This window comes from Rubripirellula tenax (genome assembly GCF_007860125.1).
In the GTDB taxonomy this organism is placed as follows: domain Bacteria; phylum Planctomycetota; class Planctomycetia; order Pirellulales; family Pirellulaceae; genus Rubripirellula; species Rubripirellula tenax.
Genome location: NZ_SJPW01000004.1, coordinates 388,423 through 411,756, shown reverse-complemented (window position 1 = coordinate 411,756; position 23,334 = coordinate 388,423). Strand labels below are relative to the sequence as shown.

The following is a 23,334-nucleotide window of genomic DNA, read 5'->3' as shown; positions in this document are numbered from 1 at the left end:
ATCGTCGATGCTGTTTACACGGACAAACGCATCGGCCGTACGCAAGAGTCCGAACACCACATGGAAATGTTGCGAGTGGATCATTCGAAGCCACACCGTCTCCTTAAGGGACGGCGTGGCCTTGGAATCTGGCACTCGGGTCCAGAACAGCGCCTGATCGTGGGGCGGAATGTGCTTCGGCAGCGTGCGACTTCATTTTTTCGACCATGTCAGGGAAAATTTCCGCAACATTGTGTTTCTCTTCCAAATCGTTGCTTAAATCGTATAGCTCGAGCGGAGCCGACGGAGTCGGCCGGATGGCTTTCCAATTATCCACTCGAACGGCCATGCTCTTTCCGTCTTCCCAGTACAGGTAAGGATGTTGTTGCTGTTCGCGCTTGACGACGGCTTCGCCCAACAAGGTTGGCAGAATCGAAATTCCGTCGGCATTTTCATCTAACGTCGCGCCCACCAGCTCCGCGAGCGTTGCCATCACGTCCGGGAAGTACCCGAGATGATTCGATACTGAACCAGCAGCAATCTGACCGGGCCAACGAACAATGAATGGAATCCGCAGCCCACCTTCGTAAAACGTTCCCTTGCCGGCTCGGAATCGCTCGCCCGTTTTCGGGTTCAGGTTAGGACCAAAAAAGCCGTGAGGATGACCCTCATCTTCGAAGTAGGCTTGGCCGCCGTTGTCACCGCAAACGAAGACGATTGTTTTTTGATCGAGGTCGAGTTCGCGTAGCAGTTGAAAGATTTCCCCGGTTTGACGATCGACCATCTCGACCATGGCCGCGTAGATTTGGGCGTCCATTTCGCCACGCTGATTTTTTGCATCCCACTTCTTATCGCGGTACTTAATAAAAGCGGGATCATCTTTGGGCATTCCCCAGTGGCCGTGCGGTGGTGTCCACGGTAGGTACGCAAAGAACGGCCGTGCGGCGTTCTCGCGGATGAAGCTCAGCCCGGCTTCGTGAATCCGTTGATGCGCGAACACTTCACCGACAAACGGATCACCCGTGTTCCCCGCAAGCGGAATTTTGACGCTGTTACGAAGCAGGTAGCGAGGGTAGTGGACGTGCGCGTGAACTTGATGGTAGTAGCCGAAGAACGTATCAAATCCGTGATTCTCCGGAACGCCTGACGTTCCCGCATCCCCGAGACCCCATTTCCCAAAGCCACCCGTCGCGTACCCACGCTCGTGAAGCACGTCGGCAATCGTGCGGTCGTCTGCGCGCAGAGCGGCGGCTCCGCCGTTTAGACGTACGGTCGTGTGTCCGGTGTGCTGACCAGTCATCAGGGTACTGCGAGTCGGAGCGCAGACGTTCCCGCCGGCCAAGAATTGCGTGAACCGCATCCCTTCGCGTGCCATGTTGTCAATGTTTGGGGTACTCAAAATCGGATGGCCCATCCCCGAAGATTCGAAGTAGCCCCATTCATCCATCATGATGTAAATGATGTTGGGTTTCTGGATCGATTCGGCTTTGGTTGATGTCGGTGCCCCGACAGCCATCAGTAGCCACAGCCCAAGCATCGTGACCGACGGTAGAGGTAAACGCATGAGTCTATTTTGCTTTCGCGAGAGATGCTGGATTGGCAACGCTAGTCGCTTTGGCTTGATGGATGTTGGAGACTGGCGTGCTGCTTTCCGAAATCCGATTGCGGATGGCGCATTGCCAAACGACTTCGCCCAGCACTTCAAGCCGAGGGCTAACGCCGAGCCCCGGTTCGTCCCCTGCCGACATGAACCCCGATTGTCGCTGGGGTGCCCCCGACGCGTTGCTGACGGTGTTGTAGCTATTGAAATCGGTGCTCGTGAAGCGAAGCGACTCTGGCGAGCTGTGTGCCAAGTGCGCGATCGCGGCTGTCGTAATGTCGCTCCCCCACGTGTCCTCGATCGTCATCGCCAGCCCGAGGGAAACGCACAGATCGCGTGCTTGTTTGGTTTTTGTCAGCCCGCCGAACTTGCTGATTTTTAAATTCACCACATCCATTGCCTGATCGCGGTTGGCGCGAAGCAACATCGCTAAGGAGTCGATGTTCTCGTCCATGATGAACGGCAAGTTTGTGTTGCGTCGAATCGACAACGACTCTTCATAGGTTAAGCACGGTTGTTCGATATAGACATCCAAATCGCGAACCCCTTGAACGACCCGCATCGCCTCGTGCTGGGACCAGCCACAGTTCGCGTCCGCGACCAAGCGGTCGTTGGGTCGAAGCACGGCCCGAGCGGCATGAATCCGCTCGATATCTGTATCGGGATCACCGCCAACTTTCAGTTGAAAACGCGTGTAACCCTGGTCGCGATACATGGCGACATTCTCTGCCATCAGTTCGGGATCCAACTGTGAAATCGCGCGGTACAGTCGCACTCCATCGCCAAAGCGTCCGCCCATCAGGACGCAAACCGGCAAGCCCGTCGCCTTGCCAAGAATGTCCCAGCAAGCGATGTCGATCGCGGACTTCACATACGGGTGCCCAGCCAAACTGGCATCCATCTGCTGGTTCAGCACTCCTAATTCGCGAGGATCAAAGCCGAGCAAGTGCGGACCCAATTCTCGCAGCCCCGCACGAACACCGTCGGCATAGGCAGGAAGGTAGCAGGAACCCAAAGGACACGCTTCGCCGTATCCGATCAGCCCTTCGTCCGTTTCGACGCCAACCACGGTACTGTCAAAAACTGAAACGAAGTTACCCCGATTCCAGGTATAGTTGCCTTCGACCAAGGGCAATTCGACGCGATGCGCAAATATTCGAGTGATTTTCATAGACACCGTGCTTACGGTTTAGTGGAGCGAAGTCACGCCACTATCGTATCCTCGTTTGCTCCGCCCCACTTGGCTAAGTAAATCGCGGAGCGAACGATTTGCGCACATCGAAGGATGCTTCGCGCGCGGATGGCCATTACTTCGATTGGTCGGCAATCGATTTTGCTTGCAGTCGGTAAGCGGTTGGGGTGACACCCGTTGCGGTGCGGAACGCTCGGGTGAAAGCGCTTTGATCATAGAAGCCGCTCGTCAAGGCGATTTCAGAAACGGCTCGGTTCGTTTCAAACAGCAGGCGCGACGCAACCGCGATTCGGGTTTTGCTTATGAATTGGGTGGGGGACAATCCAAAGAGTCGCTTCGTCAATCGGGCGAGTCGTTGCAGCGATATCCCGGACTGCTGGGCAAGCGACGACGCAGTCCCGTATTCGATCAGGTTGTCTTCAAAGAGATCGAGAATCTCAGCGAATTTCTTGGGGATCTCATGGTTTTCAAGCGGAGTACGAACGTCACGGGAGAACCCAATGAGGCCGGCGATGCTGCCATCGTCGGCAACGATGGGCAGCTTCGTCGTCAAGCACCAAACAGGTTCCTGGGGCAAGTACCAATGCATTTCAAGATGATCGACTAAGGGGCAACCAGTCTGTAAGACTTTGGTGTCTTGCTCAGCCGGTACACGTCCGAAGTCCCCTGGGCAAATGTCCGATGGCCGCTTCCCAATCGCGTCACCACTATGTTCCAAACCGTGCCGCGCCCGCAGCGATTCATTGACGACCAAGTAGCGACCTTGAAAATCTTTGATGAAGAACGCCGTATCAGGCAATGATTGGAATAGCCGCTCAAGTAAGTGAATGTCGATCGAACGAATGGTCTGTTGCATCAGGTAACGCTGTATCCGCCTGCTAGATCTCGAGCTGGGTGCAGTTGGCCTTGGAACGAAATTTCGTTCCGCTTTTCAAGCATTCTAGTGCGCCGCCGAATGAAACCCAGTCCTGATCAGCGATTTTTCTTCGTCCTGCTAACTCGCTTTGCTAGGATACGAGTGATCCATTCATCAACATCGTGACCATCAAACGGGCAGGACGTTTCATGATTCGCTATTTCTTCGCCGTAACGCTTTTGGCTGTTTCGTCCTCGATCGGTGTGTTGGATAGCACATTGGCCGGCGAATTCAACAGCGTCCTTAGTATCGGTGACGAAGCGCCGACTTGGGCCGATCTGCCGGGCGTCGACGGCAAGCGTCATGGATCGACGGAATTGGGCGATCAGCTTGCCGTCGTGGTTGCGTTCACCTGCAACAGTTGCCCGTACGCCGTTGACGTGGAAGAACGCTTGAAGTGGGTGCACGATAACTACTCACCGCGACAGGTTGCCGTCGTTGCGATCAACGTCAACACGATCGACGAAGACTCCTTCGATGCCATGAAAGAAAAGGCCAATTCAAAGGCGTTCGCGTTCACGTACTTGTTTGACGAATCGCAACAGATCGCGAAAAGGTTTGGTGCGAAGTACACACCCGAATTTTTTGTGCTTGGCGCGAAGGACGATGACGGGAAACGTCACGTCGTTTACATGGGTTCGATGGACGATCGTCCCGATGGTAAGAATGTTACCCAGCCATTTGTAGCCAATGCGGTTGACGCCCTGTTGGATGGCAAGCCACTCGAGTTGACCGAAACGGTTCCGATCGGATGTCAGATTCGGTTCCAACGCGAACGACGTACGCGAAAGAAATAACCGTTCGCTGCTACTCGTCGTCGAATTCGCCGGCGAAAATATCTTCGCCCATCAACGTTTGCAGGATGATCGGACAACCTTCCTCCAACATGTCCAGCACCATTTTGAAGCCCTCGGCTTCGCCGTAGTACGGATCGGGGACGTCTTGGGGCCAATCCGTGTCGCTGAGATAGTCGCTGAACATGCGTATGTGTGGCTTGATCCCGCCCGCCATTTCTTGAAGGATCGTGTGGTTTTCGGCATCCATCGCCAAAACCAAGTCGAAACGGTTGGGGGCCAAATCATCGACCGTTACTTGCCGGCCGCGGCTGTTCAGTTCGTAGCCACGTGCCTCGGCTGCGGCGCGCATGCGAGCGTCCGCGGGGTCACCCACGTGGTAGCCGTGCGTCCCTGCCGAATCGACTTCCACGTCGACGCCGAATTCCGTCGCAAAACGCTGCATGACGGCCTCGCCAGCGGGCGATCGGCAAATGTTTCCCATGCATACAAACAAAACTCGTTTGGTAGTCATCGTGATACCGCCTGGCTCGCGTTCATAAGTGTCGGACGGAAATTAGAAAAGACCTTTTTGATTTCCTCGGTCCCGGCCCCCTTTCGTTTGGTCCCAAATCGTAAACGATTGCGACTGAGGAACCCACCGCCCCGTCAACCTGCAGTGTCCCAAGTCCGGAGCGAGTCCGTTGCGGGATGATTCCGATTTGACGAACCGGTACTACGCTGCGAACCTTGTTGCATGGTCCGGCGACTTACAAGCATCAAGGACATCCCAGTCGCCAGATAGTCACACCTTTTTCAGCACCTTTCGCTGGCATGGGTAAGCAAAAGTGCTATGCTAGGTACCCTGCAGAGGGGATTCGTGCCCCTGTGGTATCATTTTGGCGACTCAATGAACCGAAAAGTAGCGGTATGAACCGATTATTGGCGAATAACATTGCCTTGCAGCCGATCTAGGGATAGAATCCCACCTTATTCGGCAATTGGCCCCCTTCACACTCACTAATGGAGTTTTGTGATGACCATCCGATTCACCCAATCTTGCCCGACCTGCGGCCGCCGCGTCCAGATTCGCGCATCGTTGATTGGGTACAACGTGGCGTGTCAGCACTGCAATGCTGAGTTTGTGGCGGAGGCTGATGCGGACGATCACAGTTCCATGAACGAATCCAATGTCCCCCGTGCCATCGTGCCGGATCCGCTGATGGCACGTGTCGAGGAAGCGCTTCAACGGGCGGCCGAGAATAGGGCGATTTCCAGCTAACGACATTCGCCTGCGTCTTTACCGCCAGGTTCACACCAAACCACAACGAAAAAAGCCCTGCATTTCACTGCAGGGCTTTTCTCGTTTCGATGAACTCGCTGTTGCGAATCCGGACTATTGGCTAGCCGGATTGAATCCTGTTTGAGCCAGTTCTTCTTCTTCCTGGATGATGATTCGCGGCGTTACCATCAGCATCAAGCTAGACGCCGTTCGGCTGGTCGCAACGTTACGGAACAATCGGCTGACGTAAGGAATCTTGCTCAAAAGCGGGGTTCCTCTTTCAACACGACCTTCGGACATCCGCTTGATACCGCCCAGCAGGATCGTTCCGCCATCGGGAACGCTTACGGTCGTGCTGACCGAAGTGAACGCGAAGGTGGGCAACTGCACCGTGGTGCCCGTGATGATATCCGACGAGTTCTCGGTGTCTACTTCGTCTTGCTCGTCGATAACACCGTCACCGTTGGTATCGGTTTCTGACCGACTGCTGTTGTTGGAGGTGCGACTGCCTTCGTAAGTGAAGGTGTCGACATTTCCGATTTGGCTGAAGAACGGAACCAAAGTCAGGCGAACGAATCGCTTGTCATCACTGACCAAACCTTGAACGTTCAACTGCGTTCCCTCGTTCAGGACCACGATGACCGGTTGTTGAGCGACCGCAAAGTCACCCACGACCGGCGTGATGCTGGTAACGAACGGCCGCTGTGTCACGTCGCTGATGCTGGCGAATTGTCCATCGAACAACGTTACCTTCGGAGCCTGCATAACGTTGGTCCGCGAATCGGACTGGACCGCTTGCAGGAAGAAGAAGGCTTCGATGTCGCTGAGGATCGCGAATCCCAAAGTGGACGGGTTCGCTACCCCAATACCGCCGAACGCAGGAACAACCGCGTTGCCGTTGTTGAACTTGATGTCCAAGTCCGACGTGATTGCCTGTCCGTCGTATCCGACCGTAATGCTCGGACCGGCGTCATCGTCAGGGATATTTCGCGTGTTGTCGTCAAAGCTCAGGTCAAAGTCGACACCGATCTGTTCGGCGAACGTATCCGAAAGCGTGATGAATCGGACTTCGATCGTGATCTGCAAGTTTTGCAAACGGCGAAGTGATTCCAGCAGGTCGGCAATTTGGTCGTGAACGTCACTGGTCGTGCTGATGACCAAGCTCAAGTTTTGAGCGTATTCACGCATCGTACTGGGGCCACCTAACAGGTCCCACGTATCGGGAACCACCGTCGTTTGGATCAGTTCGATCAAGCTGTCGAAGTTCGCGAATGAAGCACCGCCCGCTCCACCTCCGCCGCCGGGTGGATTGCCCATGCCAAAGCTGCCTTGAGCACCCATCGGACTGTATTGGCCAAGAACGTTCGATCCGCTCATGTTCATCGGCGACATTTGCCGCGCCATCCCAGTGCCCAAATCGGTCGCCGACACAGGCACAACGTGCACGTCGGTTTGCGGGTTCGACATTTGGTAGGCGTTGCGAAGTGCACCGGCCAAGCCGTCGTCATAGCTGGTCGTGAAGTTCGGAATCGGCGTGACCAAGTCTGTCACGCGGTACGTGACCGGGTAAACCTTGCTTCGTTTCGATTCGATGCTGGTGATCGTCAACACATCATTTTCGATGACGTGCGTCAGTTCCAGTTGTTGAAGAATGATATTCAAAGCACTCTTGAACATGATTTCGTTTTGAAGCTGCAGCGTCACGGGCGTTTCCGCTGTGACACGTACCGCACCAAGAGCCCGTTCGTCGATCACGATGGGGACGCCGGTGACGGCAGACAATTCGTCCATCACTTCACCAAGTGGTCGATTGCGATACTTGATGTTGACCGGAGTCGACAGCTTGTCGCGAATTTCGTTCTCGGCAGCGCTCAGTCTTGGGTCGCCTTGGCCTTTCTTGCCCAGACGACGTCGGGACAAGCTTTCCCAGTCTTCGGCATTCTCCCATGTCACCGGACGATCCGGATTGGTGACAATCGAGCTACGCTCAACCTCCAACATCTGGTCCAAGTACGAATCCGCCTTCAAGTCACGGATCTCTTCGCCCATACGGATTCGAGTACCGATGCGGCTGCGCTGCAACATCGCAACTGCGATTTGGTCACCCGGCAACAGCTCCTGTACTTGCTTAGCAAGCACCTCGGCTTCTTCGAAGCGTCCCTCTTTGACCAGAACGTTGAAGTCTTCGACAATTTGCGAGACTTCTTGTTCAATGCGAGCTTCGCGGGCGTCGTCCTGTTCCATCTGCATCCGAACCGCGTCGTTTTGAAGATCAAGGTTGATCTTCGCACGGTTGGCTTCGATGTATCTGTTCTGTTCGGCAACAGCCCGATTGACCATCACGGCAAGTGATCGTTTTGCGCTCTCGTCGATATCCGAGCCATCGACGCGGCGACGAAGCCGCTCGAGTTGGTCGAGGGAATCAAGTGGTGCTTCGATCTTGGATTGCTCGGTCTTCGCCAATTCGGAAGTGACTTCGCGATACAGGCGACGTGTCTTCTCTTGGCTTTCCAGCTCTGCCTTATCGATGGGCGAAAGCTCGCCATCCGACTTCGCTGCTGCTACTGAACCCAGGCGGGTTGGCTGTAGCAACGTCAGTTTGTCTTTCAGGAGTTGCCGCTGGGTCGGATCGAGATCGGCCTCGTACTTCCAAGCTTCACGGAACTTCTTTAACGCGTCTGACTTGTTGCCGTCGGTCAGCGACTTCATTCCATCGCTAAACAAACCGCTGGCGATCGCATTGCGATTCCCCGCCAAAGGTTCGAACGCTTGGACCTGCTGCACTGCTCCGTTGCCGGTTTCTGCGGCGTAGAGCATCTGCGAAACGGCGTTGTTGTTCGCGGTGTTTCCCGATGCGATGGCGGGCTGAACGTACGATGGTGCGCCGGCCGTGGATTGTCCCGATACTTGGGAAATTCCATTCCGGCGTGCCGCTGATTCGACATCAAGCACCAATTGCCAAACACGTGGTTCGCCGGGGGCAAAGTCCTTTTCGGGAACCTTCAATGCCTCGGCTTTTCGTGCGACGGTGATGGCCGTGGTCACGTCACCGCGATCCAGCGCGGCACGACCGATCGCGACAAGGCGAAGGGCTTCCTGCTTGGGATTGGATAACGTGGCCGAGCCATCGAAACCAGACATTGGAATTGCATTCGCAACGTCAGGCAGTAGAGCGATGGGTGGTTTAGGCGGCATGGAGAGCAATGCTCCGTCGATGCCGATGGACTCCAATTGCGTCCGTAAGCTTTGCAGCTCGCCGGCCAATTGAGGGAATTTCGATTGCATAGCCCAGACGATTCGGTAGGACTCGACTGCCGTGTGGTAGTCTTGGCCTGCGATCGCTTTCTTGACTTCGGCAATCTTCTGTTGACCAGTCACGAGCGTCATTGATGACGCATCGACGGCCGGGGATGTCCCGCCTGTGGGGGCGGGCATCGCGAATTGTGCGGATGCATCGACGCTCGCCAATAACCCGATGGCAGCCATCAAGGCAAGGCGACGACTTCGTGCGGTGACACAGTTTTTAGGTACGAGGCGGTTCAACGCGACACTCCTTCTTCGCGGTGAGACTTCAATAAGTGGGACAGATTCACAATCCGAGGTGTCGCCCTAAAAGACTGAACCTGAGTTGTTGTCCGCTCCCGTCCGATGGTTTGACAAGGCATGGATCGAGTACCCGCTGGCGTCATTCAAAGGATTGCAACACACTTCCATGGTGTGGCATCCGTTTCCGACGCGTTGGTACCTGACACGGAACCTTGGCAGTGAGTGGGAATAGCTCGAACGCGGAGAGCCTGTCAACACGAATATTGGCCTAAAGCCAAAAAATTTTCGTGAGCTGGAAAGTCATTGGCCGACTGGCTGTCGAAACCAAGTCTCGCAAGGAACGGACGATCGCACCCGGAGTGGTTACAAGAACGCGCAGACAGAGGCCGCACGGAATCTGGTCGGGAATCGGCCGAGCAGCGTGATTTTCGCCCGGCGAATTAGGCGTTAACGACGGACTCTGGAACGTCCGAGACCTGTTCGACGGGCAACGTGACGGGGGCCGGAGCCTGCGGCCTTACGGATTCGAGTCGGCTGACGATCCGGTCGATTTCCGGGGTCAGATCCATCAGCTGATCGCTCAGGTCGGCGATTTTTTGATAGGCATCGGCATCTATGGCCAAAGCCACAACATCTAATCGCCCGATCTGGATCGCGTTTTTGCCGTTGCCCAAGCGGTGCGTGAATAGCGGCAACGAAACGCACAACTGGTGTGCTCGATCTGGCATCCGAACGCTTTGCCAATTGGCGTGATACCCTTCATGAAGCCAAGCCAAGTTCAGATCGATTTTCACTCGCGCCAAATCGTGAGTCTTGGCAAATTCAACCAGCGGTTCCCAAACCGTTTCCCATTGCCCGACGCCTTGAAGCGGCACACGCCGCTGTTGCTTCATGGTCAAACAAGTTTTCGGATTGAGCGTGAAAGATTGGGCAAAATTCACGAAACGGTTGACCAGCAAACGAGTCTCGGCGTGACCGAATGTTCGTGTGTTGATGCACAAGCCCAAGACGACCATGACACCGATACCGGCTAACCAAGGTGCGTTCCAATACAGCGACAGAACCGAAGACGTTGTCGTGATGCCGCACAACAGTGCTACAACCAACAACATGCCTTTCTTCCCAAACTTAAGCTGCAGCAAGTGGTGCAGGTGGCCTCGGTCCGTCACATAGATGCTTCGCCCCGTTAACCAGCGACGAAGAATCGCGGCACTCGAATCGAAAAGCGGAATCGCCAAAATAGCGATCGGCGCCGATGCCAAGACGGCGGACTCTTTGAAGTTGCTCCAGATCGCAAGTGCGCCCAAAAACAAGCCGATCATCATGCTGCCCGCATCACCCAGGTAGATGCTTGCCGGCGGACGGTTGTATCTCAAAAATCCCAGTTGAGCACCGGCCAACCCAAACGCTAGCACGACGCTGAGGTAGGAACCAAAGTGAAGAGCGGCGATCCCCATGCCAATGCAGATAATCGAACCCGCTGTCGTTGCCATGCCGTCCGCTCCGTCAATCAGATTGAGCGCGTTGACGGCAATCAACAACCACAACATCGTGATGGGAAACGAAAACACGCCAAGATCGAGCGTCAACCCGAACAGGCTAAGTTTCTCGATGACGGTCCCGCTGCCGACCAGTCCGGCAATGATCAAGCATTGCAGCAGCAGCTTTTGTCGCCCACGCAATCCCCACGTATCGTCAACCAAACCGACTGTCAACATTGCTGCAGCAGCACCGAAAAGGCTGTACCAGCGCAATGAAAGCACACCCAGGGTTTGTCCAAAGAATTGTCGATCGATCAAGATCGTAGCTGCAAACGTGATCGCGACCGCAGCGAAAACCGCGATGCCCCCCCCTAGAGCTACGGACTCGTCTTGTAGTTTTCGTTTGCGGTCGGGCGAATCCACCATCCCGACGGTACGGGCCACAGAGCGAACGAACGGCACCAAAACCAGCGCGATCGCGATGGCAAGGAGAAGAGCGATCGCTATTAACGGTGCCATAAGGTTTACCGACGCGTAATGAATTTATGAAGATTAGCCAAGGCGGGACAACGCTCGCCGAGTAAGCGTTCCATTGTAGAGGGCGATCTTCCCGACAAAACCTCTGAACTGGAAAATCCCCCATTATTTAACGCTTGTGGTGGTAGACATTTCCGGTTGTGAGGCAGTGCTAGACGGCATTCTTAGGCTCAATAGACAAGGCCGGTAGGGTCGCTTCTTCCGTTACAGATCGGATTTTCGTCCTTTTTGTTTAATCCGGCAGGGGGAATACGGCGATAGATAGGCCAGGGCGACGTGTCTTAACGATACGACCCGCCCAACCTGCATGACTGACTTACCGAATGCCGTTGTAGCCAAGGGGGGCCAACATGGCGATTCGTTCCATTGGTGCGAAAGCACTTCAACAGAACAAATCTGACTGGGCCGTAGAGGCCGAGCCGAATACCGTCGCGACGAACTCTTCGGATAATGCCGAAGCTGGATCCGTCACGATCAATACGAGCACAGAACCCTCACCGGCGATTCGCAACCTGCGACGTTGGCTGGCGGCGGGGTGTCTCGGACTGATTGTGGTGGGATCGAGCGGATGCACGATGACTGCCGGCATTGGCCGACAGTTGAAGCACACCGAATGTATCGACGACTTCATGATTGGCTACCGCAACCGTGCGTTAGCCGAGAAAGCGTGGCATTGCCGCAAAGACCAATTTTGCAATCAACGCAACGAGCGTGAATTCAGAGATGGATTCATGAAGGGTTACATGGAAGTCGCTGAAGGCGGAAACGCTTGCACGCCTGCCATTGCCCCGTCCCAGTACTGGGGATGGCGATACCAATCAGCCAACGGTCAAGGTGCTGTCAACGCTTGGTTCCAGGGTTTCCCGCAAGGGGCTCGAGCAGCCGAGGAAGACGGAGTCGGACATTGGAGCCAAATTGGTACGTCATCGGCGCCTCAACAGGCACCGGTGCCGATGCCCGCTGCTGCTTATTCCAACAGCGATTCAAGTTCCACCGCTCCTGCACCTGCGAATCCGTTTTACACGGAAAACGAAAAGGCGCCCGAGCCAACGAAACTTGACGAGCCCAAGCTTGATAAGAGTGGCATCGAGCCAATCGAATCAGATGCGACAGAAGCAATCGATGCACTCGATGACTTCGACAGCGCCTACCAAAGCTCGGATTCGTTTCCGTTTGCCGCGGTGTTAAGCGATGGCCCAGCCGCCGCTTCGCAACCGGACATGCGAACGGCAGTGATCGATCGATCCAACGTGATCGATGAATCTGTCACCGTTGATATTGATGACGTGTTCGGAACTTCTTCCGACACCATCAACATCAGCGATGCGAACGACCTGCCGTTCAGTTTTGAGTGAGAGCATTCACGATCAGAGTGAATCAATGACAACGGTAACGCCGGCGGAATGACTCCCAGGCGTTCAATGACTGACCACGGCGTTGCTTTGGTCAATACGTAAGACGTTCGGCGACTGGCCAAGTCTTTCAGCAAATCAAAATCGGGCCCTAGCAAGAGAGTTCAGGGATGAGAACGAAACTTCCAGCCGTCGAGCGGACACGGCGATTGATCCGCTCCGCAACGACCGCCGTTGCGGCCAGCTTGGTTGCCACGGCACTTTCTGGGTGCTCGGCTTTGACACAGCCGATCAACGGCGTACCGGCCGACCGGCTACCATCACAGTTCTTTGCTGAGCCAAAGAATGACTTGGTGCCTGTCGACATCGCGTTGTTGTCGATCGAGCCACCGCGCGACTATCAAATCTCAGGTGGAGACATTTTGGGTATCTACGTTGAAGGCGTTCTGCCCTTCAATCCGCCCAACCAACCACCTGAGCCGCCACCGGTGAACTTCCCCGATGCGGACAGCACATTGCCACCGTCGATCGGATACCCGATCGCGGTGCAAGATGACGGTACGTTGTCGTTGCCGTTGATCGAACCTCTTGACGTCGACGGCTTGACGCTCGAGCAAGTTCGCGATGCGATCCGTGACAAGTACATCGACGAAGACATCTTGCGTCCTGAAAAGGCTCGCCCGATCGTCACGATCATCAAAGAACGTACCTACGACGTAATCGTGGTTCGTGAAGACGGTGGTGGTACGCCGAACAATGGACTTAACGTACAGAACGTCGCGTCCCAGTTTTTAACTGGTGGTAGTGACCGAAGTGCTTCGGGCGGTTTGGTCAAGCTTCCCGCATACAAGAACGACATCCTTCATGCTTTGGTCGAAACCGGTGGACTGCCGGGCTTGAACGCCAAGAACGAGGTGAAGGTGTTGCGAGCCAGCCGCGCCGACCAACGCAAACGTGCCCAGTTCATGCAACAATGGAATCTCCAGCAACAGGCGTTGCGACTTGATCCTTGTGCTTGCCCGCCGAAGCTTCCCGAAGATCCATCGGTCTTACGGATTCCGCTACGGCTCAAGCCAGGCGTCGTGCCCGACATCGACGAAGAAGACGTTGTCCTCAAAGACGGCGACATCGTGTACATCGAATCGCGTGAAACGGAAGTGTACTACACCGGCGGCTTGCTCAACGGTGGTCAATTCCCACTGCCACGTGACTATGACTTGGACGTGTTGGGTGCGATTGCGGTTGCCGGATCAAGCATCGGCGGTACGGCTCAGCAATTCGGACAATCGGTCGGTCGTGGGGCCCAAGGGGTTCCACCAACCATGCTGTACGTCCTTCGCAGCGACGGGTGTGGAGGTCAAGTGGCCATCGAGGTGGACTTGAGCCAAGCGATCAACGATCCGCGAAGCCGACCTTTAGTCCAAGCGGGCGACACGTTGATCCTGCAATACAAGTGTGAAGAGGAAGCGATCAACTTTGGTCTGTCCACGTTCTTCACCTTCGGTATCGCGGAACTGTTGCGAAACTAAGCGAGCGAACGTCGCAAAGAAGAAACTGAGCCACGCCGTGAATCGATCACGGCGTGGCTTTTTTTGTTGCCTGCTGTTTCAAAAATTCCTGCAACTCATTTGGCGTTCGTCCCTGCAGTGCAGTGAACGGCTCTGGCAATTCGAGAACCGACCACCACTGTTCCTTGTCGATCGTCCAGGGCGGATCCGACAGGGGCCCCGGATCTTGTCGTACCCAATCGTCACGCCACCAGCCTTGGCGAACCTGCGTCAAGTCGATTGTGGGATCCACGATTGGTGTCGGCTTTCGTCCGTTTAGCGAAACCAGAGCCAACGCATAGACTCGGTTCTCTGTGACGCCCAATTCTGTGGCCGTCCTACTGATTGCAACCGCGGTTTGCCGGATCATTTCAGGGCGATGGTCATCTCGTAACGCTTGATATCCCGTCAACACGGTGGTTGAAGGCACGAACAGAAACTCGTCGCTGTTTTTGTCCACGACCAAATAGTGCGTCAACGCGTGTTTGTGATAGAGCATCATCCGCCACGCGAATCGGTGGCCTCGCTCGTTCCAATTCGAATCCCCGGGATAGATCGCCGGCCGCATTGGCAAGCAAATATGAATGAAGACGTAGACAATCGCCATCGTGGCAGCGACTCGGTCTAGCCGGGAAACGAGAGTCGCAACGTCGCTGTGCGGTATGAGGTCTCGCGTGTCGCCGACAAACATGCGCATCCGCCGACGCAGGAAGTCAACTGGAAAGAAGACCACCAAAGTCGCTAACATGAACCAGGGAAAAACGCCGATGTCCAAAGTCGCTGCATTCGTCAAATGAAATAGCATGGCCCAGACCACCGCGATCAAGCGAGTTCGTTTCCACATCAGCAGTGGCACGACCAACAAGTCGAAAGCGAAACCACCCCATGCGAACGCCTCGACCATCCCGGGGATCTCAGACCACGGTCGGCCGCCCCACGAAGTCCGCAATCGCAGGATCGATTCCATCGGTTGCCCACGCAGCCAGTCACCGTTCAGCTTGGCCATCGCACCAAAGACATACGGCATCCCCAGCTGAAACCGCAGCATCCAAAGCTGCCAACGCCACATCGTGGGGCCGGTCCGCGTTAGCCCGATCAAGCGATCCACCGACCATTGGCCAGCCGCAGGCAGGAAAACCAGTAAACCCGCCGTCATGGAAAGCAAATAGTAATGGTTGACGTAAATCGTCGCTTCGACCAACAACACGTAGGCGATCGAGAAGCAAAGGATTGCCGCCGACAGACGCGTCACCAATCCGGCGGCAAGGCAAATCGCGGCGATCTTTGTGATCACGAAGTGCCAGTACATGCCATCGCCCGGCCACAACAAAACCCATTCGAACTCGGCGTACTTCATCAACACACGAGGCTCGATGAAGACGTGCCGGTACGTTTCGTCGGCAAGGTAGTCGTTGGCCCAAACGTAGATCGCGACGGCAACGGCGACTCGCAACCAGATCAGAATCAACGAGTCGACTCGATCGAATCCGCTCGTTGAAACGCGATGCCAAATTGTCGTTGGTCGCGATGGCACGTTCGTCGACTGCTGCGGTTGGAGTTGAATTAGAGAATCCGTCATGGCGATACCGGGGAATGGGAGCACCGGCATAAGAAATGTCGTGCCGGATCGTAAATCGCCAGCGCATAAAAAAACGAGAGATCCCGGCCACGACGATTTAAAAATGGTTTTCAAATCGATCGACGGATCTCTCGTCCAGGAAGTTTTAAAGGCTAGGCTTGTTGCGTCAAGAGCGACCATGCATTCGGCATCGGTTTTTTTGTCTGCCGAGACACCTCTTGCAAACAAGACCGACGGCTTGATTTCGGATTTCCGAACCGCGAATACAAGTCGTCATGTTGTTTTTCCAGCTAGACTGAGCGTCATGAAAATCGAACATCCGACAGAGTCCAAACGATGATGCATGTCATCGAAGTTGATCCGACGCACCACTATCATTTCGTTACGGGACGATTGGCCGAAGCCGCGGTGCGCGCGATCGTTGCCGATTTGGCCGACAAGCACTCCTTCGATTACTCCATCGGTGTGATGCCGATCACCGTTGCCGCTTTGATGACGCCCAAGTGGTTGAAACGCCACCTGTCAGTCCCCGATGTGGCGACCCACGTGATCGTTCCCGGTTATTGCGAGCAGGGCATTGATGAACTGGCCGAATCGCAGAATGTTCCCGTAATTTGCGGACCGAACGATTGCCGTTCGATGCCCGAACTGTTTGGTGGCACGCGACCCGACGCCGATTTCGGCCAGTACGATATCGACATCGTTGCCGAGATCAACCACGCGCCGCGTCGCAGTGTCCAAGACGTCGTAACGATCGCAAGGCAACTGAGCGACAGCGGCGCAAACGTGATCGATTTCGGATGCGATCCGTCGTCAAGATGCGTGAACATCGGCGACTACATCACGGCGCTCGTTGACGACGGATTGAAAGTTTCGGTCGACACCTTCGATCCGTGGGAGGCTTCCCAAGCGACGCGTCACGGCGCGACATTGGTGCTGTCGGTCAACTCAACCAATCGCGATGCGGCTGCTGATTGGGGATGTGAAGTCGTCGTCATCCCGGACGTTCCTGGTGATGAAAAAAGTTTTGAAAAAACAATCGATTTTTTGACAACTCGCGGCGTCGCGATGCGATTGGACTCGATTCTTGAACCGATCGGCATGGGCTTCGCGGAAAGTCTCGTGCGCTACGCGGGCGTCCGTTCTCGTTACCCCGAGTTGCCGATGATGATGGGGATCGGCAACGTGACCGAATTGACTGACGTGGATTCGGCCGGCGTGAACATGATGTTGATTGCTGTTTGCCAAGAGCTTGAAATCCAAAGCGTGCTGACGACACAGGTGATCAATTGGGCGCGATCATCGATTCGCGAATGCGATGTTGCCAGACGTTTGACACACTACAGTCGCCGCCATGCCGTACCACCCAAACGATTGTCCGATCAGCTAGTGATGCTGCGCGATACGAAGCTTCGTCCGTACCCCGACGAAGCACTGGTGGCGATGGCCCATTCGATCAAAGACAACAACTATCGCATCTTCGCCCAGCAAGGCGAATTGCATCTGATTTCGGCGGGGTTGCACCTGCGCGATGACGATCCGTTTCGATTATTCGATCGATTGATGGCCGAATCGATATCCGACAATGTTGATGCCGGTCACGCTTTCTATCTCGGCTACGAGCTTGCCAAAGCGTCGATCTCGCAAACACTTGGTAAGCAATACGAGCAAGATCAAGCACTCGATTGGGGGTTCCTGACAAGGACCGAAGATCTTCATCGCATCCAGCGGACCAGTCGGCATCGAACGAAGTGATGGCAAAGACGTCTGCGACTTCATCGCAACCAAGGTGATGCCAATCCCGATACGCCTAACACCATCAACAAGACCAACGTCAACCGACGCAATCGATCTTTTCCTAACCACGTTCCGAATCTCAGTCCGAACACCGAACTGATCCACAACGCGGGAATCGACGCGGCTGCCAACAGCCCCGGCGCGACAATTCGATCGCCGAAAGCGAAGTACAAAATCGCCAAGGCCGGCGCGAGGCTGACCAGGTACATCGCGAACAGGAATCCACGGGTTTGCTTCGTGTCCCAGTCGTGAGCTTGAACCCAAAACACCATGGGCGGCCCGCCCATTCCGACAACGCCCTGCAGAAAACCCGAAATCGGAAATGCAAGCCACGCCCAAACCGGATGCAAGTGTGAACGGGGTGTCGGTTTGACGTAGACGGTCGCGATCGCTGCAAAAAGCACAACGCCGCCAACGATTTGACGAATCGTTTGCGTCGGCAGCGATTCCATCGAATGCAACACCCAAACGCCAACGGGAAGGACAGCGACTCTCCCGAAACCAGGCCAAACGATGCTGCGTGGTTTGATCTGATCCCGCAATGACCAGACGCCCCAAACATTTTGTGGAATCGTTGCCACCAACAAAGCAGATTGCGCCGCCGGGATCGTGTAACCACACCACAACAGCACGGGGATGATCAACACTCCGGCGGCGAAACCGGCGGCTGATTGAACGAAGATGCCCAAGCATAGAATCAAGGTGATCGGCAGCATCGAATACAAATCGCTAGCCGTGAAAGCAAATTCGGTCATCGATCCGACCGGTCGTTGATGCGAATCCCCGTCGCCCGATCAAAGAAATGTAAATCGTCGAAACCGGCCGCGATGGAAACGGTGTCTTTTTCAAGCGACGTTGTTTCAAACAACGTCGTTCGCGGCAGCAGCGCCGCGAACGCCTGCCCTTCGATTGGTACAGTGATCAACAGCGAGTGATTCATGCGACAGATTGAAAGCGACGATCGAACGATAGAGAGGACCAGTGACGTTGAACCCAGTTCGCCCAGATGAACCGATGCGGGACGAACGCCAACAATGATGTTCTTCACGGAACTGGCGGATGAAATCCCGACGATGTGATCTACTGATTCGCACCGTCGAAGGCGAATCCTGTCGTCCTCGAAACAAACTTCGCCATTCGCAATCGAAGCGTTCAGAAAATTCATGGGCGGCGTTCCGATCGACTGTGCGACAGTCACCGAATTCGGCGCATCGTAGATCTGCGAGGGTGTGTCGAACTGAACGATGCGACCGCCGGCCATCACGGCAATCAGGTCAGCCATTCGCATCGCTTCGTCGCCGTCGTGGGTCACGTGGATGGTGGTCGCAGCGTCGGTATCGTGAAACCTTCGCAGATCTGCCGCCAACCCATGCCGGACCGATGCATCGAGTGCCGAAAGCGGTTCGTCTAGCAATCGAACCGAAGCCCCCGAGGCGATGACCTTCGCGATCGCCGCGCGTCGCAGTTCGCCGCCGCTCAACCGGTCGGGATGGCGGTCCGCGATGGCACTGATCCCCGTCATCAAGATTGCTCGCCCGATTTGCGATTCTCGTTTCGATCGATCCGTCGTCCGCGCTGCTGAGACAGCCAGCGATTGCCGGATGGTCAGATGTGGATAAAGCGAGTCCCCTTGAAAGACCATCGCAACATCCCGACGTCGGGATGGACGCGTCGTCACGTCTTCGCCGCCGATCAGCACTTGACCTTGATCGGGCGACTGCAGTCCGGCGATGGTCCGAAGCGTCGTCGATTTTCCGCAACCGCTGGGGCCGAGCAGGACGATGTAGGGATCGCCCGCCACGGTGGATGCGACGTCCGGAATCCGGAAATCCATCCCGCGTAAGATGGAAATACCGCCCAACGTCGAATGGATATCTCGCAATTCGACGTGCGGCATGACAAAAAGGGCGTAGAATGGTCGGGAATGACGGATGAAGGATCCAATCCGGCATTGTAACGGAAGTCCGTGTTCTCTCCGAGTTCGCCGACTGCGATTTCCCCGCCTGATCCCCCCGCCGATCGATGGAGTCCGCCGATGATGTCTCGTAGCCTTGGGTTGTTCGCCGCTTTCTCGTTGGTCGTTTTCGCCGCCTGTCTTTCAATGCGAGTGGTCGCAGATGAACGGTCGACGGAAACGCAGTCCGAATTTTCGATTCCTTCGAACGAGTCGGAAAGTGACGGCGAGGCGGAATCATATACGCCGAAATCAGAAACGGAGCTTCGGCGTTCCCTAACCAGGATCCAGTTCGACGTGACCCAAAACGAAGCCACCGAGCCCGCGTTCCGAAACAAATACTGGAACAACAAAGACAAAGGGATTTACGAGTGCATTGTCTGTGGACTCGATCTTTTTAAAAGTGACACAAAGTTCAAGTCGGGAACCGGTTGGCCTAGCTTCTATGCACCGCTAAACGAGAAAAGTGTTGGGTATAAAACGGACAACTTCCTGTTTTACAAACGAACAGAAGTCCACTGTGCCCGGTGCGGCGCACACCTGGGGCACGTGTTTGATGATGGACCAAAGCCGACCGGCAAACGTTACTGCATGAACAGTTCGTCGATGAACTTTGTCGAAACAAAAGCCTCGACGTCCGACAAAGCATCCGTCGAAGTCAAGTAAGGCACGTTGCCGATGATCGGCACATCGGTATAGGCGGCGATCTGCGATGCATTGGTATCCGTCGACGGTTCGGCGGTCCCTTTGGGATCGCAAAGTACAATGCCAACGGGCATTCGCCCGCGATTGCGAGCCGCTTCAATCGTTGCCAGAGTTTGGTGAATCACACCCAAGCGGTTTGCGGCAACAATGATCAAGTGCGCATCGGCAAACTTCCGGGCTAGGTCGATGTTCAATACGCCGTCGGCCAAGGGGCTGAACAGCCCGCCGGCACCTTCGATGATCAACGCGTCGCAAACGTCGTCCCAATGACTGGCTTCGGTAAATAAGCGTTCGGCGTCGACTTGTCGTCCCTCCTGTGCCGCGGCGGCCGGTGGTGCCAGGGGCGCCAAGAACATCTGCGGACAAACTCGCTGGATCGATCCAGGTCGACCCGCCGCATTCCATAGCGCGACGGCGTCATCGGCGATGCGAATGGCATTTTCATCGCGACAACCGCTGGCAACCGGCTTGTAGATGCCCACGCGATGGCCGCGATCTCGCAAAAGTCTCGCGAACATGCACGCCACAAACGTCTTGCCGACATCCGTGTCGGTGCCTGCAAAGAACAGCGTCGGCGGCTTAGGATGGGGCGACGTCATATTATCGGTTTGGTTATTCGGTTATTTATTACTTCTCTGGGAGTCTTCTTGTGGGACGCAATGTTCGCTTATCGCTGGTTCAAATGCGAGACGCCGGATCGGTCGCTGCGTGCATTGCATCGGCATCGAAGCACATCGAGAGCGCAGCCGATGATGGAGCCCAAGTCGTTTGCCTGCAGGAACTGTTCACCGGGCCGTATCCGTGCCAAGCCGAAGATCACTGCATGTTCGATCTGGCCGAATCGATTCCCGGCCCGTCTACCGAGGCACTGGCCGAGATCGCCGCACGCCGCGAAATCGTGATCGTCGCACCGCTGTTTGAACGCCGGGCGCCGGGGCTGTATCACAACACCGTCGCGGTCATCGACGCCGACGGGACGATCGCGGGTAAATACCGAAAGATGCACATTCCCGACGATCCCCTGTTTTACGAGAAGTTCTATTTCACGCCCGGCGACCTCGGATTCACGCCGATCCAAACACGTTACGCGAAACTGGGGGTCGGCATTTGTTGGGACCAGTGGTATCCGGAAGCGGCAAGGTTGTTCGCGCTCGCCGGCGCCGAGATCCTGCTTTATCCGACCGCGATCGGTTGGATCGATGATGAAAAGGACACCTTCGGGCCCGGGCAACGCGACGCTTGGCAAACGGCGATGCGAGCCCATGCGATCGCAAACGGGTTGTGGCTGGGGGCGCCCAACCGAGTCGGCATCGAGGGCCGGTTGGAGTTCTGGGGGTCATCGTTCGTTGTTTCACCCCGTGGTGAAGTGGTCGCCCAGGCCGGAACCGGCGACGAAACGGTGATCACCACCGATTGTCAAATCGACGACATTGACGTGGTCCGAACGCATTGGCCGTTCCTGCGAGACCGCCGAATCGATGCCTACGAAGGTCTGACGAAGCGGTATCTGGACTAGACGGAATCAAGAGTCGGAAGTACTGCTGGTTTTGCTGGTATTAGGGCAAAGCCAGGAAATGGAAGATTCTGTTGCTAGCAAATGCCGATCTCACTCTCTGGACTCCTGGCCTTCCAGATTTTGAGAGAGACATTTCGATGCGACGTTCCATTTTCATCGCGCTGGGTATCATGGCAATCATCTTGGGCGCCGAGTTCTTGATGATCGACAGCGCCAATCTGTATGCCGCCGGCGAAACTCGCCCGGCGTCCTTCATCAACCCGGCGGGCAGTCCGTCGGGCAATGTCAGCACTTGGCGGCCGAAAGAGTGGATGCCCTGGGCGTTCCTGTCATTGGGGGCGATTACGGTACTGTACGCATTCACACTGCCCCGGCGTTGGCGAAGCGGTGCGATAGCTTAGCGTCGGTGCCGAAGCTATTGACGAAAATCGAGCTGCGATTTACCTTGCGATCAACGGCCTTCATGCTGAAGGCCGCACTATTAGAAATCCTAATGGTAGGTAACTCGATTGCACCTGCGGACTCTGGAACTCTTTTGTACGATCGCCGAGCAGCGTAGCTTTTCGAAAGCTGCGGAGGCTCACGATTTGACGCAGAGTGCGGCCAGCCAAGCGATCGGTCATCTGGAAGAATCGTTGGGCGTTCGGTTAATCGATCGCTCGAAACGGCCGCTGATTCTGACGCCCGAAGGCAAGACGTACCTGCGTGGATTACGAGGCGTTTTGCGATCGTATCAAAGGCTTGAAAAAGAGGTTCGCAGCATCAGTTGCACGCTGCGTGGCCAGATCACCATCGGGACCATCGTTTCGGTCGGGCTCAGCTACATGCCAGCGGCGACCGACGAGTTCGCTCGTTTGCATCCGGAAGTCGACGTGAAAGCGGAATTCGGTTCCGTCGAACGTGTTATCGAAATGACGGCCGAAGGCGAGGTCGACTTCGGACTGGTCAGCTTTCCGCGAAGCACCAAACAAATTCATTGCATTCCCTGGCAACAGGAACCCATGCGTATCGTCTGCTCGGCCGAGCATCCGTTGGCCGCCAGCCACGAAGTCACGCTGGCGCAATTGCGTGGCGCCGACATGATCGGATTCGATCGTGCATTGACGTTACGACAAGAAATCGATCGATGCCTGGCTCGCGCCGGCGTCGCGGTCAACGTTCGGATGGAGTTCGACAATGTCGACTCCATGATTCGGGCCATCCAGGCCAATCGCGGAATGGGCATCATCCCCGAGGCAGCGGTTCGCCGCGAAACAGCCACCGGCGCGTTGCGAGTGGTGGCATGTAAGGAGTGGCGCATGAAGCGTCCACTCGGAATGATCTTTCGACGTTCGGGACGTCTCAGCCGCGCAGCCAGCGAGTTTGGCTCGCTTCTGCTGGGGCGTGACATCGAGTCGGAAATACGGAGTAAATCCGCCAGCAGGAAATCTGGCGTGGACGGCGGTTCGATCGAAACCGGGAGCGGTACTTCGGTCGTGGCTTGACCCGGATCGGTTCTCCGGTGCATCGCCTGGCAACTTCGCAACTTTGCTTAGACGCCAGCCTCGCACCTCTCGGTGAATCGGGCGGCCAAAGCAG

The 23,334-nt window shown here is 55.7% G+C and carries 19 protein-coding genes; 9 read left to right on the top strand and 10 right to left on the bottom strand.

Annotation, left to right across the window (positions count from 1 at the left end; genetic code table 11):
• Positions 1-103: 103 nt before the first annotated feature.
• The 3 genes from Poly51_RS16050 to Poly51_RS16040 form a co-directional block, all read right to left on the bottom strand.
• Positions 104-1,543 carry an arylsulfatase gene (locus tag Poly51_RS16050; protein WP_246114551.1) on the bottom strand — a complete coding sequence of 480 codons (1,440 nt, stop codon included), beginning with the start codon at positions 1,541-1,543 and terminating at the stop codon, positions 104-106.
• A 4-nt stretch (positions 1,544-1,547) separates the two neighbouring features.
• The gene (locus tag Poly51_RS16045) at positions 1,548-2,750 is read right to left on the bottom strand and encodes a cis-3-hydroxy-L-proline dehydratase (protein ID WP_146458802.1); all 1,203 of its coding nucleotides are present in this window, start codon (positions 2,748-2,750) and stop codon (positions 1,548-1,550) included.
• Positions 2,751-2,886: 136 nt separating this feature from the next.
• Entirely contained in the window at positions 2,887-3,627 is a 741-nt protein-coding gene (locus Poly51_RS16040; protein WP_146458801.1) for a helix-turn-helix domain-containing protein, read from the bottom strand.
• Positions 3,628-3,836: 209 nt separating this feature from the next.
• Here Poly51_RS16040 and Poly51_RS16035 point away from each other — a divergent pair, with 209 nt between their 5' ends.
• The gene (locus Poly51_RS16035) at positions 3,837-4,484 is read left to right on the top strand and encodes a thioredoxin family protein (protein ID WP_146458800.1); all 648 of its coding nucleotides are present in this window, start codon (positions 3,837-3,839) and stop codon (positions 4,482-4,484) included.
• 10 nt (positions 4,485-4,494) lie between these two features.
• On the opposite strand, the gene Poly51_RS16030 is transcribed toward Poly51_RS16035, so the two are convergent.
• The gene (locus Poly51_RS16030) at positions 4,495-4,995 is read right to left on the bottom strand and encodes a low molecular weight protein-tyrosine-phosphatase (protein ID WP_146458799.1); all 501 of its coding nucleotides are present in this window, start codon (positions 4,993-4,995) and stop codon (positions 4,495-4,497) included.
• A gap of 501 nt (positions 4,996-5,496) precedes the next feature.
• Between Poly51_RS16030 and Poly51_RS16025 the strand changes: the two genes are divergently transcribed.
• Positions 5,497-5,742: a response regulator gene (locus Poly51_RS16025; RefSeq protein ID WP_146458798.1), complete on the top strand. Its 246-nt coding sequence runs from the start codon at positions 5,497-5,499 to the stop codon at positions 5,740-5,742.
• Between the two features lie 114 nt (positions 5,743-5,856).
• Here the strand turns inward: Poly51_RS16025 and Poly51_RS16020 are convergent, their stop codons facing one another.
• Entirely contained in the window at positions 5,857-9,285 is a 3,429-nt protein-coding gene (locus Poly51_RS16020) for a general secretion pathway protein GspD (protein ID WP_246114550.1), read from the bottom strand.
• A gap of 443 nt (positions 9,286-9,728) precedes the next feature.
• Positions 9,729-11,288, bottom strand: a complete 1,560-nt coding sequence (locus Poly51_RS16015) for an MraY family glycosyltransferase (protein WP_146458797.1) — start codon at positions 11,286-11,288, stop codon at positions 9,729-9,731.
• Positions 11,289-11,656: 368 nt separating this feature from the next.
• On the opposite strand from Poly51_RS16015, the gene Poly51_RS16010 reads away from it, so the two are divergent.
• Both Poly51_RS16010 and Poly51_RS16005 read left to right on the top strand, forming a co-directional pair.
• Positions 11,657-12,661, top strand: a complete 1,005-nt coding sequence (locus Poly51_RS16010) for a hypothetical protein (protein WP_146458796.1) — start codon at positions 11,657-11,659, stop codon at positions 12,659-12,661.
• A gap of 167 nt (positions 12,662-12,828) precedes the next feature.
• Complete coding sequence (locus Poly51_RS16005; protein ID WP_146458795.1) at positions 12,829-14,187, top strand: polysaccharide biosynthesis/export family protein; 1,359 nt, start codon at positions 12,829-12,831, stop codon at positions 14,185-14,187.
• A gap of 46 nt (positions 14,188-14,233) precedes the next feature.
• On the opposite strand, the gene Poly51_RS16000 is transcribed toward Poly51_RS16005, so the two are convergent.
• Positions 14,234-15,784 carry an HTTM domain-containing protein gene (locus Poly51_RS16000; protein ID WP_186775598.1) on the bottom strand — a complete coding sequence of 517 codons (1,551 nt, stop codon included), beginning with the start codon at positions 15,782-15,784 and terminating at the stop codon, positions 14,234-14,236.
• Positions 15,785-16,120: 336 nt separating this feature from the next.
• Here Poly51_RS16000 and Poly51_RS15995 point away from each other — a divergent pair, with 336 nt between their 5' ends.
• Entirely contained in the window at positions 16,121-17,539 is a 1,419-nt protein-coding gene (locus Poly51_RS15995) for a DUF6513 domain-containing protein (protein ID WP_146458793.1), read from the top strand.
• A 20-nt stretch (positions 17,540-17,559) separates the two neighbouring features.
• On the opposite strand, the gene Poly51_RS15990 is transcribed toward Poly51_RS15995, so the two are convergent.
• Together Poly51_RS15990 and Poly51_RS15985 are read right to left on the bottom strand one after the other, a co-directional pair.
• Positions 17,560-18,336, bottom strand: coding sequence for a sulfite exporter TauE/SafE family protein (locus Poly51_RS15990; protein ID WP_246114549.1), 777 nt, complete (start codon positions 18,334-18,336; stop codon positions 17,560-17,562).
• Entirely contained in the window at positions 18,333-19,478 is a 1,146-nt protein-coding gene (locus Poly51_RS15985) for an ABC transporter ATP-binding protein (RefSeq protein ID WP_146458792.1), read from the bottom strand. Before Poly51_RS15985 ends, Poly51_RS15990 begins: the two co-directional genes overlap by 4 nt.
• A gap of 138 nt (positions 19,479-19,616) precedes the next feature.
• On the opposite strand from Poly51_RS15985, the gene msrB reads away from it, so the two are divergent.
• Complete coding sequence (gene msrB / locus Poly51_RS15980) at positions 19,617-20,201, top strand: peptide-methionine (R)-S-oxide reductase MsrB (RefSeq protein ID WP_146458791.1); 585 nt, start codon at positions 19,617-19,619, stop codon at positions 20,199-20,201.
• Here the strand turns inward: msrB and bioD are convergent.
• A complete protein-coding gene (gene bioD, locus Poly51_RS15975; RefSeq protein WP_146458790.1) occupies positions 20,120-20,839 on the bottom strand; it encodes a dethiobiotin synthase in 720 nt (239 codons plus the stop codon). The genes msrB and bioD overlap by 82 nt on opposite strands.
• 50 nt (positions 20,840-20,889) lie before the next feature.
• Here bioD and Poly51_RS15970 point away from each other — a divergent pair, with 50 nt between their 5' ends.
• The 3 genes from Poly51_RS15970 (at position 20,890) to Poly51_RS15960 (ending at position 23,240) form a co-directional block, all read left to right on the top strand.
• Positions 20,890-21,756, top strand: coding sequence for a carbon-nitrogen hydrolase (locus Poly51_RS15970; RefSeq protein WP_146458789.1), 867 nt, complete (start codon positions 20,890-20,892; stop codon positions 21,754-21,756).
• A gap of 137 nt (positions 21,757-21,893) precedes the next feature.
• Entirely contained in the window at positions 21,894-22,157 is a 264-nt protein-coding gene (locus tag Poly51_RS15965; RefSeq protein WP_146458788.1) for a hypothetical protein, read from the top strand.
• Positions 22,158-22,265: 108 nt separating this feature from the next.
• Positions 22,266-23,240, top strand: coding sequence for a LysR family transcriptional regulator (locus Poly51_RS15960; RefSeq protein WP_146458787.1), 975 nt, complete (start codon positions 22,266-22,268; stop codon positions 23,238-23,240).
• The last annotated feature ends 94 nt before the right edge of the window (positions 23,241-23,334 follow it).

What these genes read in the sequence shown, in the direction of transcription:
- Poly51_RS16030 (WP_146458799.1), bottom strand. Translation starts at nt 4,995, where the DNA reads ATGACTACCAAACGAGTTTTGTTTGTATGCATGGGAAACATTTGCCGA.
- msrB (WP_146458791.1), top strand. Translation starts at nt 19,617, where the DNA reads ATGATGTCTCGTAGCCTTGGGTTGTTCGCCGCTTTCTCGTTGGTCGTT.
- Poly51_RS16040 (WP_146458801.1), bottom strand. Translation starts at nt 3,627, where the DNA reads ATGCAACAGACCATTCGTTCGATCGACATTCACTTACTTGAGCGGCTA.
- Poly51_RS16010 (WP_146458796.1), top strand. Translation starts at nt 11,657, where the DNA reads ATGGCGATTCGTTCCATTGGTGCGAAAGCACTTCAACAGAACAAATCT.
- bioD (WP_146458790.1), bottom strand. Translation starts at nt 20,839, where the DNA reads ATGACGTCGCCCCATCCTAAGCCGCCGACGCTGTTCTTTGCAGGCACC.
- Poly51_RS16000 (WP_186775598.1), bottom strand. Translation starts at nt 15,784, where the DNA reads ATGACGGATTCTCTAATTCAACTCCAACCGCAGCAGTCGACGAACGTG.
- Poly51_RS16050 (WP_246114551.1), bottom strand. Translation starts at nt 1,543, where the DNA reads ATGCGTTTACCTCTACCGTCGGTCACGATGCTTGGGCTGTGGCTACTG.
- Poly51_RS16045 (WP_146458802.1), bottom strand. Translation starts at nt 2,750, where the DNA reads ATGAAAATCACTCGAATATTTGCGCATCGCGTCGAATTGCCCTTGGTC.
- Poly51_RS15990 (WP_246114549.1), bottom strand. Translation starts at nt 18,336, where the DNA reads ATGACCGAATTTGCTTTCACGGCTAGCGATTTGTATTCGATGCTGCCG.
- Poly51_RS16015 (WP_146458797.1), bottom strand. Translation starts at nt 11,288, where the DNA reads ATGGCACCGTTAATAGCGATCGCTCTTCTCCTTGCCATCGCGATCGCG.
- Poly51_RS16005 (WP_146458795.1), top strand. Translation starts at nt 12,829, where the DNA reads ATGAGAACGAAACTTCCAGCCGTCGAGCGGACACGGCGATTGATCCGC.
- Poly51_RS16035 (WP_146458800.1), top strand. Translation starts at nt 3,837, where the DNA reads ATGATTCGCTATTTCTTCGCCGTAACGCTTTTGGCTGTTTCGTCCTCG.
- Poly51_RS15985 (WP_146458792.1), bottom strand. Translation starts at nt 19,478, where the DNA reads ATGCCGCACGTCGAATTGCGAGATATCCATTCGACGTTGGGCGGTATT.
- Poly51_RS16025 (WP_146458798.1), top strand. Translation starts at nt 5,497, where the DNA reads ATGACCATCCGATTCACCCAATCTTGCCCGACCTGCGGCCGCCGCGTC.
- Poly51_RS15965 (WP_146458788.1), top strand. Translation starts at nt 21,894, where the DNA reads ATGCGACGTTCCATTTTCATCGCGCTGGGTATCATGGCAATCATCTTG.
- Poly51_RS15995 (WP_146458793.1), top strand. Translation starts at nt 16,121, where the DNA reads ATGATGCATGTCATCGAAGTTGATCCGACGCACCACTATCATTTCGTT.